This window comes from Pacificoceanicola niger, from assembly GCF_048553275.1.
Classification (GTDB): domain Bacteria; phylum Pseudomonadota; class Alphaproteobacteria; order Rhodobacterales; family Rhodobacteraceae; genus Pacificoceanicola.
Genome location: NZ_JBLZMW010000018.1, coordinates 73,432 through 86,999, shown reverse-complemented (window position 1 = coordinate 86,999; position 13,568 = coordinate 73,432). Strand labels below are relative to the sequence as shown.

The 13,568-nt window shown below is 65.2% G+C and carries 13 protein-coding genes; all 13 read left to right on the top strand.

Annotated elements, in window-relative coordinates; all coding sequences use genetic code 11:
• Positions 1–167 precede the first annotated feature (167 nt).
• The 13 genes from ACN2XU_RS19825 to ACN2XU_RS19765 are packed head-to-tail and all read left to right on the top strand — an operon-like array spanning position 168 to position 13,562.
• Complete coding sequence (locus ACN2XU_RS19825; protein WP_419412081.1) at positions 168–1,421, top strand: aspartate aminotransferase family protein; 1,254 nt, start codon at positions 168–170, stop codon at positions 1,419–1,421.
• Positions 1,418–2,782 (top strand): lysine N(6)-hydroxylase/L-ornithine N(5)-oxygenase family protein, encoded by a 1,365-nt coding sequence (locus ACN2XU_RS19820; protein WP_419412080.1) that lies wholly within the window; start codon positions 1,418–1,420, stop codon positions 2,780–2,782. Before ACN2XU_RS19825 ends, ACN2XU_RS19820 begins: the two co-directional genes overlap by 4 nt.
• Positions 2,783–2,785: 3 nt before the next feature.
• Positions 2,786–4,051, top strand: coding sequence for an NAD(P)/FAD-dependent oxidoreductase (locus ACN2XU_RS19815; RefSeq protein ID WP_419412079.1), 1,266 nt, complete (start codon positions 2,786–2,788; stop codon positions 4,049–4,051).
• Entirely contained in the window at positions 4,038–5,021 is a 984-nt protein-coding gene (locus tag ACN2XU_RS19810; RefSeq protein ID WP_419412078.1) for an alpha/beta fold hydrolase, read from the top strand. Before ACN2XU_RS19815 ends, ACN2XU_RS19810 begins: the two co-directional genes overlap by 14 nt.
• A 13-nt stretch (positions 5,022–5,034) precedes the next feature.
• Positions 5,035–7,047: an alpha/beta fold hydrolase gene (locus ACN2XU_RS19805; RefSeq protein WP_419412077.1), complete on the top strand. Its 2,013-nt coding sequence runs from the start codon at positions 5,035–5,037 to the stop codon at positions 7,045–7,047.
• A 1-nt stretch (position 7,048) separates the two neighbouring features.
• Positions 7,049–8,455: a class I tRNA ligase family protein gene (locus ACN2XU_RS19800; RefSeq protein WP_419412076.1), complete on the top strand. Its 1,407-nt coding sequence runs from the start codon at positions 7,049–7,051 to the stop codon at positions 8,453–8,455.
• Positions 8,442–8,924 (top strand): hypothetical protein, encoded by a 483-nt coding sequence (locus ACN2XU_RS19795; protein ID WP_419412075.1) that lies wholly within the window; start codon positions 8,442–8,444, stop codon positions 8,922–8,924. The genes ACN2XU_RS19800 and ACN2XU_RS19795 overlap by 14 nt, the downstream gene beginning before the upstream one ends.
• Complete coding sequence (locus tag ACN2XU_RS19790; protein WP_419412074.1) at positions 8,924–9,397, top strand: GNAT family N-acetyltransferase; 474 nt, start codon at positions 8,924–8,926, stop codon at positions 9,395–9,397. Before ACN2XU_RS19795 ends, ACN2XU_RS19790 begins: the two co-directional genes overlap by 1 nt.
• Entirely contained in the window at positions 9,394–10,998 is a 1,605-nt protein-coding gene (locus ACN2XU_RS19785; protein ID WP_419412073.1) for an amino acid adenylation domain-containing protein, read from the top strand. Before ACN2XU_RS19790 ends, ACN2XU_RS19785 begins: the two co-directional genes overlap by 4 nt.
• On the top strand, positions 10,988–11,248 hold the full coding sequence (locus ACN2XU_RS19780) for an acyl carrier protein (protein ID WP_419412072.1): 261 nt from the start codon (positions 10,988–10,990) through the stop codon (positions 11,246–11,248). The genes ACN2XU_RS19785 and ACN2XU_RS19780 overlap by 11 nt, the downstream gene beginning before the upstream one ends.
• A 3-nt stretch (positions 11,249–11,251) precedes the next feature.
• A complete protein-coding gene (locus ACN2XU_RS19775; protein WP_419412071.1) occupies positions 11,252–11,650 on the top strand; it encodes a cupin domain-containing protein in 399 nt (132 codons plus the stop codon).
• Complete coding sequence (locus ACN2XU_RS19770; protein WP_419412070.1) at positions 11,650–12,702, top strand: NAD(P)/FAD-dependent oxidoreductase; 1,053 nt, start codon at positions 11,650–11,652, stop codon at positions 12,700–12,702. The genes ACN2XU_RS19775 and ACN2XU_RS19770 overlap by 1 nt, the downstream gene beginning before the upstream one ends.
• Positions 12,699–13,562, top strand: coding sequence for a type 1 periplasmic-binding domain-containing protein (locus tag ACN2XU_RS19765; protein WP_419412069.1), 864 nt, complete (start codon positions 12,699–12,701; stop codon positions 13,560–13,562). The genes ACN2XU_RS19770 and ACN2XU_RS19765 overlap by 4 nt, the downstream gene beginning before the upstream one ends.
• Positions 13,563–13,568 lie beyond the last annotated feature (6 nt).

Below are 13,568 nucleotides of genomic sequence, written 5' to 3'. Positions count from 1 at the left end.
CGGCTGACCAAGCCACTTTGATTGCCGGCCCGGTCGGACATGGGCCAGGGCCGGCCCACTCCCCGAAATTCAATCCGTTCATTCCTCTTTCGAAGCCCCGCTTCGAAGGCCCGGCGCCCTTATGCCTTGTGCCGCCCAACCAACGATAACCCACACGGGAGACTGTCATGTATGATTTCGAAAGTTCGGTCGCGACCTATTGCCGGGCCTTTCCCGCCGATTTCGCCACAGCACAAGGGAGCACGCTCACCGATGCCGATGGCCGCGCCTACCTCGATTTTCTCGCGGGCTGCGGTTCGCTGAATTATGGCCACAATGATCCGCGCCTGTCGGAGGCTTTGGTCGACTATATCCAATCCGGTGGCCCGGCGATGTCGCTCGATCTGCACACCGGGGCCAAGCAGCGCTTTTGCGAGACGTTCCGCGATGTGATCTTGACCCCGCGCGGCATGGATTACCGCATGATGTTCACCGGCCCAACCGGCACCAACGCCGTCGAGGCCGCGATCAAGATCGCCCGCAAGGCGACTGGCCGCCGCACTGTTCTCTCCTTCACCAACGGGTTTCACGGCTGCACCCTCGGCGCACTGGCGCTGACTGGCTCCGGCCATCATCGCGGCAGCGGCAACCCGATCACCGATGGCGTGACCCGCCTGCCCTATGAGGGCTATCGCGGACTTGGCATCGACAGTGCCGATTACATCGAAGCGCTGCTCGACGATCCCTCGGGCGGCCTCGACGCGCCCGCCGCCTTCGTGCTCGAAGTGATCCAGGGCGAAGGCGGTCTGAATGCCGCCACTGGCCGCTGGCTGCGCCGGATCGAAAGTATTGCCCGCAAGCACGGCGCGTTGCTGATCGTCGATGACATTCAGGCCGGCTGCGGCCGCTCCGGCAGCTTCTTCTCCTTCGAGGAGATGAGCGTGACGCCGGACATGATCCTGCTCGCCAAGTCCCTCTCGGGTTATGGCCTGCCGATGGCTATGGTGCTGCTCAAGCCGGAGATCGACGTGCTCTCTCCCGGCGAGCATAACGGCACCTTCCGAGGCAACTGCCACGGGTTTGTCACCGGCGCCAGAGCGCTTGAGCTGTTCTGGCGCGATGGCGCGTTTCAGCAGGACCTCTCAGGAAAGATCGCCCTGCTGACCGCCGATCTGACACGCATCGCACAGGATTATGGCCTCACCTGCAAGGGGCGCGGCTTCATGCAGGGTCTGGCCTTTGCCGATCCAGAGGACGCCCTCGCGACGCGTGCGCGCTGCTATGACGCCGGGCTGATCGTCGAGTGCTGCGGTCCGCATGATGAGGTGCTCAAGTTGCTGCCACCGCTGACCGCCAGCGCCGAAGAGATCACCTCGGCCTGCCGGATCATCGCAGGCGCAGTTCAGCAAACCCTGAACACCCAGATCGACGAGGTGGCATGATGGACGGCGCGCTTCCCCTGATCCAGGATCGGATCTACGACGTTATCGGTGTGGGCTTCGGCCCCTCCAACATCGCGCTGGCGATTGCCCTCGAAGAGCAGGGACGGCTTGAGAACGCGGTTTTTCTTGAGGCCGCGCCCGAGGCAAGCTGGCACCCGGACATGGCCCTTGCCGGGGCCGATATTCAGCACAACCCGCTGCGCGACTTCGTGACCCCACGCAATCCGCAGAGCATCTACGGTTTTCTGTCTTATCTCAAGGCCAAGGGCCGTCTGCTCGACTTTCTCAACCTCGAAGCGCCCTTCCCGCCGCGCAGCGAATACCTCGGCTATGTCAAATGGGTCGCGGCGCAGTTCAACCACGCGGTGCGCTATGACAGCGCCGTGACCGCCCTCACCCGCGAGGTGATCGACGGCATCGACCTGATCCGGGTGGTCGCGGGGGGCCGCGAGTACCTCGCCCGCAACGTCAGCATCGGCACCGGGCGCAGCGCCAACATCCCTGCGGTCTTCGCCCCGCATATGGGCCACCGCGTGGTGCATCTGACCGATTACCTCAGCCACGCCAAGGCCTGGATGGAAGAGGGCGTCAAACACGTCACCGTCGTCGGCGGCAGCCAGTCCGGCGTGGAGATCATCCTCGATCTGCTGGGCCGCAGCCCGTCGGTGCAGATCACCTCCATGACGCGCTCTTTCGGTTTCAAGCAAAAGGACCTCAGCCCCTTCACCGAGGCCATCTACCTGCCCGAATTTGTCGACTACTTCTATAACGCGTCCATCGAAAAGCAGCAGAAAATGACGGCAGAGCTCTGGCGCTCCAACTACGGCGCGGCAGACCATGACGTGATCGAGCAACTCGACATGATCATGTACGAGCAGAAAGTGACCGGCGTCGAGCGGCTGACCCTCTGCGCCAACACCCTGATCGAGGATATCTCGCGCACCGCCGAGGGGCGCCTGCGGATCACCGCCCGCGATGCCTACTCCGAGGAGCGGCGCAGCCAGCTCACCGACGCCATCGTCGTCGCCACCGGCTTTCGCAATTTCGGCAGCGGCGACGGGCGCGAGGCCTATCATCCGCTGATGCGCGGCCTGTCGCAGGCTTGCGCCTATCGCAGCGACGGCGGCGTTGACGTGGCCCGGGACTATTCACTGAAATTTGCCGACCACGCCCCCGCCGTGCCGGGACAGGAGCCGCCAAAGGTCTTCCTAAATGGCTTGTGCGAGGCCACGCACGGATTTGGCGATGCCGGCTCGTTCAGCCTGCTGTGGCTGCGCTCCACCGTGATCACCGAGGCGCTCGCCGGGGCGGTGCCCTGCGCCGCACCCGCCTTTGCGCCCTTCGAGAAAGAGGAAGCCTGAGCCATGAGCGATCAATCCTATGACGTTGTTGTCGTCGGGGCCGGTCCCGGCGGCGCGGCCAGCGCCATTTTGCTTGCGCGGCAGGGGCTTTCTGTCCTCGCCATCGACCGCAAACCTGACGAGACCGCCTACAAGAAGGTCTGCACCACCTTCATCCAGCGCTCGGCCCTTCCGGTGATCGAAAAACTTGGACTGAAGGACAAGCTCGACGCCGCCGGAGCGATCCGCAACAGTGCCGAGATCTGGACCGAATTCGGCTGGATCAAGGACGAAGGCGCGGGCGAGGCCGACACAGCCCACGGCTATTCCGTGCGGCGCAAGGTGCTCGACCCGCTGCTGCTGGAGCTGATGACGGCGGAGCCGACCCTGACGCTGCATCTCGGGGCCACCCTGACGGACCTCACCGCCGACGAAACCGGCACCTTCCGCAGACTTTCCTACACCACTGCCGATGGTCCCGTGCGCGTGAGCGCGAAACAGATCGTGCTTGCCGACGGGCGCGGCAGCCCGGGCGCGAAACTTGCGGAGGTCCCGACGAAAAAGCGCGAAAACAACCGCTTCGTCTACTACTCCTACTACCAGAATATGCCGCTCAAGACCGGCAAGACCGCGCAGTTCTGGCAGGTTGGCCGCGACATGGGCTTTGCCTATCCCTTCGATGGCGATCTGACCATGCTGTGCAGCTTTGTCTGCGAAGAGAACTACGCGGCCTGGGGAGCGGACAAGCGCGGGGCGCTGGAATCCTTCTTTCGGGACCTGCCGAACGCCCCAGACCAATCCGGCGCGGTCCCCGCTTCCGAGATCCGCGGCATGCGCAAACTCAACGATTACTGGCGTCCCGCGAGCTACAAGGGCCTTGCGCTGGTCGGAGATGCCTGCATGAGCTGCGATCCCATGTCCGGCGTAGGCTGCGGCTTTGCCATGCAGGCCGCCGACTGGATGGCCGAGCGCGTCGGACCGGCGCTGCTCTCCGGGCAAGGCCAACAGGCGGCGCTGAGCGCCTATGCCAAACAGCACAAATCCATGCTGGCGGGGCACGAATACTTCATCCGCGATGCCTCCTCCGGTCGCGAGGCGAACCTGCTGGAAAAGCTGATCTCCCGCGCCGCCGTGCGCGATCCTGTTGTCGCCCATCGCCTGCACCTGTTCATCGGGCGTGTGACACGCTGGAACCAGTTCCTGACCCCCGGCACAGTGGTTCGTATCCTGCGCGCCAACCTGCGTCCGGCTCCGGCAAGCACGGGGGGCCTGCGCCATGCCCGGTCGTAAATCCCTGATCGGGGCCACCGTGCTCGGCGCGGCGCTCGCGCTCTGGGCCGCCGGATATCGCGCCGATATCCCTTATGAACAGGTAAGAACCACCTATCAGACCCCGGCCTCGCACTTCGTGGACGTCCTGGGCGCGCGCCTGCACTACACGGACCGGGGCGCCGGCGCGGCGCTGGTCCTGATCCACGGATCAGGCGCCGAGCAAGGCGCGTACACCGCGCTTGGGCTGGCGCTCGCCGAACGGGGCTTTCGCGTCATCGCGCTCGACCTGCCGGGCAGCGGGCTTTCCCTCGCCGGTCCGCAGACCGGGTTTGCCAACGCCGACAACGTTGCGCTGGTTGGCGCGTTTCTCAGCGCGCTGGATCTGACGCCGGAGGCCATCATCGGCCATTCCACCGGCGGCCAGATCGCCTGGACGCTCGGCCTCGACAGCCCCGAGCTGACGGACCGACTTGTGCTGCTAGCCCCCACCGGCCTGCCGACGCCCAGCCCGCTGACCTGGGAAATCGCCCGCACGCCGGTGATCGGCCCGATGCTCAAGAACGTGACGCCCGACTTCGTGGTGCGCGGCAACCTCAAGGAGGCGATGTTCGACGACACAAGGATCACCGACGCGTTGGTGCACCGCTACCGCGACCTGCTCCTGCGCGAGGGCGCGCGCGATGCGCTCTTTGCACGGATGAACGCGATCAGCTTTGCGCGCGCCGGTGAGCTGCCCTGCCTGACCCTGCCGACGCTGCTGATCTGGGGCGAGGAGGATGCTTGGCTGCCGCTGCCGCTGGCCACGACATTTGCGGCGGAAATCCCGAACGCGACCCTGATCACCCTGCCCGCCACAGGCCACAACCTGCCCGAGGAGGCGGACCCCACCACGCTCGCCACGCGGATCTCCGATTGGCTGCGCGGCCCGCAACCCCCCCGAGCCACCCCTGACGCCGCGCAATGTCCGCGCGCGCTCGCATCGAACTGAAGGAGACTTCCCCATGTCCATCCTCATCACCGGCGCCACCGGATTCGTCGGATCGAGCTTTCTCGCACGGCTGTTGCGCTCCGAGGCCCTAGCCGGGCGCACAGTCTTCAGCCTGCAACGCCCCGGACCGCAGGCCCCGGCCGAGCGGCTCGAACGCGCCCTTGCAAGGGCCATGCACGCGGTGAACCGCTCTGACGCGACTCCCGCCGCGCTGGCGAAATCCGTGACAATCCTCGAAGGTGACGTGACCGCGCCCCTGTTTGGCTTGTCGCCGGACGTACAGTCCGCTTTGAAAACAGCGAAGATCAGCGAAATATGGCACATCGCCTCCGAACTCTCGCCCGAGAAGGCCACCGATAACCCGGTCTCGGCCCGCGCCCTCGCCACGCTCGCCGAAACGCTGAACGTCAAGACGGTGCGCTACCTCTCCACCGCCTATGTCACCGGCAAGGGCGAAAGCACCTGTGATGTGAGCGATCCGGCCATCGGCACCGCTTTCAACAACCGCTATGAGCAGAGCAAGGCCGAGGCCGAGGCGATCCTGACACAGGCCGCCGGGGCGCAGGGCTGGCGCCTGTCGATCCTGCGCCCGACCATCATCGTCGGCGCTCGCGCCAGCAAGCTGCCCGCCGGATCGACCAGTGCGCTCTACGGCGTCATCCGCCTGTTGGCACGAAAAGCGCGCAAACTGGCGCAATCCGAAACCCCGGCGAAGGTCAGCCTGCTGTGCGGCAAAGGCGATCTGAACCTTGTCTACATCGACCGCGTCATCGACGTGATGATGGCCGAGATCGCAGAGACGACACAAGCCCCCGGTGTGAAGACCCGTTTCATCGGCGGCTCCAACGTGGCCGTCAGCACGATCGTCGCCTCGCTGCGTGACCGCCTCTCCCTGCGCCTCTTCTGCACCGAGGACCCCGCGCGCATCGCCGCGCCGGATCGGGCGCTGAACGACGCGCTCGCCTTCTTCGCGCCCTACACGCTGGCCACCAATCGCAAGGTTTTTACCGGCGAGACGCTGGACGAGGCCGACAAGGTCTATGACATCGACGTGCTCAACCTGATCGAAGCCGCGTGCAACGAGGCCCGGCATGGCGCGCTCATGGATCATATGCAGATGATCCACCTGCAACGCGCCAGCGGCGGGCCTGTGGTGGCCTACGTCAATCGCGATTTTGCCGAGGCGCGCGAAACCGTGGTGCTTGTCAACGCCTACGGCATGCCCGCAAACGCGCTGCACCCGCTGATCACGTCATTGTCGAAAAAGGGTTTCAACACCGTCACATGGGATTGCCGGGGCCTGCCGGACCGGGGTTTTGACCTCGCCTCGGAAACTGGCCTTGCCATGGGTGATCACTATGACGATTGGGAGCTGATCTGCGCCGCGCTTGGCATTCGCACCATGCACCTGATGGGCTGGAGCACCGGCGCTGTCGTGGCCAGCCACATCGCCGCGAAGGCCCCGAAGCGGATCACCAAACTCGCCCTGATCAACGGCAGTTTCATGCACCGCAAGGCCGCGCTGACCCTGTTCCAGAAGAACCTCAAGTCGATCATGCCCAAGGTCGCCGTGAGCCAGGCCATCGCCAGGGTGCTCTATAATTCGGTCTTCAAGGAGGATCGCTCCGCCATGGTGCGCCTCTTCACCCGCGACATCGCGAGCAAGGCCGAAGAGGCCATGTCCGTCACTCTCCCGCATGAGAAACATATCGTGCAGGGGCTGACCGCAAACCCCGATCAGGTCTTCCGCTATGCCCGGCTCATCCGCGCCTTCATCAAGGAGGACCCGATGGACTGGCTGCCGGAGATCAAGTCGCCCACGGCGCTGTTCACCGGTGCCTCGGATATCACCGCCCATCCGCGTGGCAGCTATGACGCCTCCTGCGTGATCCCCGGTGCGCGCCTGCATGTGGAGAAGGAAGCAACCCACCTGTCGCTCTATTCCGACCCGAAGTTCATCGCCGGAATGATCGGCTTTCTGATGGGTGAAACCGCGCCGGATGGCGCCCTGAGAAAGGTGGCCTGAGATGAGCCGTTACATCGTTACCGTCACCCCGCCGACCCCGAACGGCGATCTGCATCTGGGGCACCTGTCGGGGCCGTTCATGGCCGCCGATGTGATGCGGCGCGGGCTGATCGCACAGGGCCACGAGGTTCTGATGGTCTGCTACTCCGACGACTACCAAAGCTACATGCCGCGCAAGGCAGAGGCCATCGGCCGCGATCCCGGGGCGTATGCCGCCCTGATGCAGCGGGCGATCACGCTCTCCGCCGATCTGGCGGGCGTTGATTTCGACGCCTTCCCGATCTCCGGCGGCAACCCGTGGTTCGCCGAGAGCGTCAATCATTACCTTGATTGCGTGTCGAGCGATCTCAGCCGGGAAACCGTGCAGGTCCACCGCTGCCCGTCCTGCGAGAAATGGGGCCATGAGGCCTGGGGCCGGGGCGGCTGCAACCACTGCGGTGAAAGTTCGGACGCCTCGCAATGCGAGGCCTGCGCGGGCAAGCCCGATCCGGCGCTCATGACGGACGTCACCTGCATCAACTGCGGCACGCCCATGAGCCTGACGGCGCAGCCGGCAGAAGTCTGGCATCTTGGCCGTCACTTCCCCGAACTGGCCAAACGCCACGCAAAGCGTCCGATGCGCTCCGATCTGCGAGACTACCTCGCCCGGACGCTGGCGGACACCGGTGACACTTGGCCGATCACCCGCCCCGGCGACGCGGGGCTGCCCGTCGCCCGTTTCGGCAATGCGCCGGTGCACACCTGGTTCATGGGGCTTGCCGGTTATCGCGCCGCGATCAAGGCGCACCTTGAGGACGCCCCGAAAAAGGGTCGCTTTGCCGATTGGTGGTCGCCCTCGACGGAGCTGATCCACTTCCTCGGCTTCGATTGCTCCTACAGCCATGCGGTCGCATACGGGGTGCAGCAGGTCTGCGATCCGGACGGGCCCCAGGTCGGCACTTTCCTCACCAATCGGTTCCTGAAACTCGACGGGAGCGATTTTTCCACCAGCCGGGGAAATGCCATCTGGATCAAGGACGTCACCGGGCAATATCCGCTCGATGCCATCCGCCTTTTCACCGCGCTGAACGCCCCCGAAGAGCAGGTCGAGAATTTCTCGCTGGCCGCCTTCAAGACATGGGTGACGGAGGTCTATCTGCCGATGAATGCCGCCATCCAGGCCGCCGCCGCGCCGACCGCGACATGGCAAGGCCACCCCGCCACCCGCGCCGCGAAGGCCGCGCAGGCCCCGGCAGATTTCTCCATGCAGAAACAGGCCCGCGCGATCATGGCGCTCTATGACGCCATTACCCAAGCCCCGAAACCCGACCAGCCCGCAGGTTTTGCCACCCTCGCGGAGATCGCCGCGCCGATCATGCCAGGCCTCGCTGCTCTGAAGACCGAAAGGAAGACCCATGAACCCGTTTGAATACGCCCCGCGCCGGGTCTCTTTTCTCGGCACACACGCCGTCGGCGATCACAAGCTGAAGGTCTATTCCCTGGTCGCGCCCGCCTTCGGGGCACCCCCGGCCCCGCCCGCCGAAAAGATCGTCGAACTGCTCGCAAAGGGTCTGCCCGATCCAGCGCTGGAAGAGGATCACAAGGTCGGTTTCGGCATTCTGCACTGGGCCGGCGACGGTCTCTATACGCTGACCAATACGTGGTACGACGCCAACATGCTGCGGCTGAAGGCTTTTCTGATCGACGAATTCGACAGCGCCGAACCAAAGATGGAAAGCCTCGACCACCTGAACGTCATCACCTGCGTCTGGGAGCTGGAGATCTACAAATACGAGCGCGATCTCTGGGTCCGCTCCGTGCTTGAGCGCAAGCCCGCCGAGCTCTCCGACGCCGTGCTTGCCGATTACCTGTCTCTTGGCTTCGAGGGGTACGTTTGATGATCCGCGCCGCAAAACCAACCGACATGCCGCAGCTGGTCTCGCTGATCGAGGCCCATGCCGCCTACGAAGGCTTCCCTTTTCCCGGTGGTTTCCAGAACCGCGACGGGCTGGAACGGCTCGCCTTCGGTCACGGCACCCGCCTGCTGATCTGGGTCGCCGAAGAGGAGGAGCGCCTGATCGGCTATATGAGTGCCACCGTGGACTACTCCACATGGAACGCCGCCGCCTTCCTCTATCTCGATTGTCTATACCTGTCGGAGGCCGCCCGTGGCCTCGGCCTCGGTAAGCAGATGATGGAAACGCTCGACGCCTTTGCCGCAGACCGCGGCATCCCGGCCATCGAGTGGCAAACCCCCCCGGACAATGCGCTTGGCCTCGGCTTCTATCGCCACATCGGCGCACGCGAATTGCCAAAGCAACGCTTCACCCGCCGCGTTCCCGGCCTCATGGACGAAAGGGCCGTCGCATGACCTTCCAATCCGTTCCCGAACCGGACACCGGCCTGTTCAACCTTGGCAACCTGCTCGCCTACGGCCTTGAGCACAGCCCGGACCGAACCGCCATCACCGACGGCAAGCAGACGCTGACCTTTGCCCAGCTCGACGCTCTGGCGTGGCGCATTGCCGCCCGCCTGCGCAGTCTCGGCACAGATCCCGGCGACCGCGTCGCGGTCATCGCCACGAAGTCCGCGCTCATGCCCGCGCTGGCCCTGGCCATCTGGAAATGCGGCGCGGTCTATGTCCCGCTTGATCAGGACGCGCCGATGGCACGGCTCGATGCCCTGATCGCCCGCATCCGGCCCGCCTGCGTGCTGGCTCTGGAAAAACCCTACGCCGCCGGCCTATGCCCGGTGATCCAGCCGGAGGACATCGACAGCCTCATCCATGCCGAAACCGCGCCCGCACCATGGCAAATCCCGCCGCGCGGGCCGCAGGATCTTGCCTATATCATCTTCACCTCGGGTAGCACCGGCACGCCGAAGGGTGTTGAAATCACGCATGAAAACCTCTCGCACTATTTTGTGGCGCACAACGCGGTGCTGCAATTTACGCCCCGCTCCCGTGTGCTCAGCTTTGCCCCCTTCCACTTCGATGTCTCCATCGAGGACACCCTGCTGCCGCTCGCCCTCGGCGCCTTCAGCTACCAATATCGCGGCCTCTATATGGGTGCGATCATCCGCAAGATCATCGCCAGTCAGGAGATCACCCATATGATCGCCGTCTCCACGATCCTGACGCTGATCTCGACACCCCTGCAAAGCATCGCGGCCTCGTCCTTTCCGGATCTTGAAATGGTCATGACCGGGGCGGAGGTCTGCGATCCCAAGATCATCAACCAATGGGTTTCTGCCCTGCCGGAGGCGCGCATCATCAACGCCTATGGACCGACAGAGGCGACCATCGTCTGTCTCTGCCACCACATCCGGCAAGCCGATGCAGGGCGCGAGAGCAGCTTTCCCATCGGCACGCCCCTGCGTGATGTCTCCCTGCTTCTGCTCGATGAGGCTGGCCGGGACGCGGACGAAGGCGAGCTGTGCATCGGCGGGCCGCTCGTCATGCGCGGCTATTTCGAGCGGCAGGACCTCACCGCCGCGGTGATCTTCGAACGTGGCGGCCTGCGCTATTATCGCTCCGGCGACATCTGCCGCCGTCTGCCCGATGGCACGATCCAGTTCACCGGCCGCCGCGACGACGAAGTCAAACTCAAGGGCAAGCGTATCCACCTCGGCGAAATCCGGCAGATGGCGCTGTCCCTACCCGGTATCGACCGTGTCGCCATCGGCCTTGTCGAGCGCCGCGACACCGAAATCGCGCTCATTGCCTTCTCCGACGATGCCGAAGCGCTGCCCCGGCTGCGCCGGTATCTCGCACTCAACCTGCCTTCCTACATGCGCCCGACCATTTTGGCGCAGGGCGCCGACGTCACCCTGAGCGCCAGCGGCAAGACTGACGAAAAGACGCTGATGCAGAGGCTGCGCACGGCGGTCACAGGCAGCACAGCCGCCACGTTCCACATCGCGAAAGATGGCACGATCCAAGCCCTGACAGGAGACAAAGCCCATGCCGAATGATCTCATCCACCATTCCCTGACCGGGGAAATCCTTGCCCGCCGTCCGGATATCGACGCCAACGCGCTGCGCGATCCCGGCACCGGGCTGGCCGATCTTGGCATCGACAGCCTGATGGTCGTCGACCTGATCATGGACTTCGCCGAGCGCTATGGCGCGGATCTCGAAACCGCGCTCGACGGGGTCGAACCGCCGCAGACTCTCGCCCAGTTCATCACCCTCCTCTCCACTTTCCAAAAGAAAGCCGCCTGACCCATGGATCTCATTCGCCGCTTCTCCCCCGACAAACTGCATTACGAATATGGTCTCGATGGCATCCGCACCTTCCCCTGGGACGGCATCGCGCCCCCGTTTGGCGGCGGCTACTGCATCGTGCGCCCCGGCGATGACACGCTGGCCCATGTCAATTCCCCCGCTGACGAGGACGAGATGTTCATCGCCATCCAAGGCGAGGCCGAGGTGGTTCTCGACGGCAAGTCCAGCCGCATCAAACAGGGAGACATCGTGATGATCCCGCGCGGAATGGACCATTTCATCCGCAACAGCACCGACACGCCCTTTCACTTCTACACCGTCTGGTGGAGCAGCGAGGACGTGGCACGATATCAGGCCGCCGAAGCCGCACGCACCGCGCCCGCCCTGGAAACCGCGTGATGGAAGACGTCGTCATCATCGGCGGCGGGCTGTCCGGAGCCTCCCTGCTCTATGCCTGCCAGCAAAACGGCCTCGCTGCCGTGATGCTGGAGGAAAAGGTGGTGGGCGGCGCCGGGGCCACCGCCCATTCGCGCGGCATGGTCCGGGTCTATGACCCGCAGCCGGAGCTGGCCGAATACGCCGCCGCCGGGCTGGCCTTCTGGGAGGCGTTCGGTGCTGACAATCCCGAAGTCTACGCACCCATTGGCCTCGCCTATTTCCTCAAGGAAGAGAACATCCCCGCCGCCGAGGCCTTCCTCGCCCGCATGGGCAATCAGGCCTTTGGCATGCGCCTGGCCTGTGCCGGGGAAATCGCGGAGCGCTGCCCCGCGCTCAATCCTCGCTTTGCGGCGCAGGCCCGCATGGCCATCTGGGAGCCCAAGGCGGGCCACATCAACCCGCGCGTCGCCGCCCGCGCCCTGAGCGACCGTGCCCAATCCATGGGGGCCGGGGTCATCGAAGGGGTGCGCGTGCTGCGCGTGGTGCCGCAGTCCGGCCATATGCGCGTCGAGACCGGCTTTGGCGCGCTCAATGCGCGCCGCGTCATCGTCGCCACCGGTGCCGCGCCGCACCTGCTCGATCGCCCGCAGGCCATCGAGACCCGCTCCATCGTGCTCAGCAGTTATACCTGCGAGGCCGACGCCCATCCAAACCTGTGCCTGATCGACGAAGAGGCCGGATGTTACCTGCGCCCCGGACAGCCCGGCCATTTCTATGTCGGAGGGGCCGCCCCGTCCCTTGCCGCCATGCCGGACGCGCTGGCGGTCGACACCGCAACGGCGATGGCGGAAAACACTGCGCACCGCCGCGGCCTTCTGAACAGCGACGCCTATGATCCGCTCGCCTGCCACGTTGGCCATGACGGGTACACCGCCGATTTCCTGCCCCTGCTTCAGGAACCGGGCGCCGCGCGCACCGGCGCGTTCTGCGGCTTTTCCGGGCGCGGCGCGAAATACATCCCCGCTCTGGCGCAAACCCTTGTCAGCACCTGGAAAGAAAGGGGCGCGCTATGATCCGCATCGCCTGTGTCGCCTGCCTCGATCCCGCGATCTCCATCCACACGCCCGGCTTTCTGCGCGCGGTCGAGCTGGCGCAGGCCCACGCCCTGCCCCCCGGCGTGCAGGTTACCCTCTTCGATGACAAGGCCAGTGCCGAGGGCGCCGCCACCGCCGTCAGACAGATCCTTGGTTTTCGCCCCGATGCCGTTGTCGGGCACTTCGCCTCCTCTGCCGCGCAGGTCGCCGCGCCGCTCTATGCCGCCGCCAATCTGCCGCTGTTCCTGCCCGCCGCCACGCGCCGCGATCTGACGCGCAACGCCACCACCTTTCGCGTCTGCGACCACGATACCGCCTATGTTGATTGGCTCTGCAAGGCCATTGCCGCCCCGATCCATACCGCCCTCTCCGACGGCTCTGCGCATGGTGACAGCGTGGTGCAGGCGGTTCGCGCCAACCCCGCCTTCATGCCGCAGGACCCGCCGCAGACGGTGCTCATTTCCGGGCTGTACAAAGCCGTGCTCAACCGCGCCGCCGCAATCGCCGCGCCGCGCATCATTCTCACCGACGACGCCGATGCGCCCTCTCTGGGAGCGGATCTCACCGCCGTGGGCCTTGATCTGACACGAACGCGAGTCGACGTCGGCGCTCTGCGGGCCCAACCGCGCGGCCGCGTCGCGCAAAGCATCCAGACGGCCCATGGCGGCACGCCCGGCACATATTTTTGGGAAACCATCGCCGCGCTGCAGATCGCCGCACAAGGCGGCCCGCTGCATGACACCGTTTTGGGCCCGATGCGCTTTGATACCCACCGCGAGGCCAATCCGCAGAGCTTCACGCTGAAACCCATCGCCGCGCCCGCCTGCGCCGCCGCCTGACAGGAG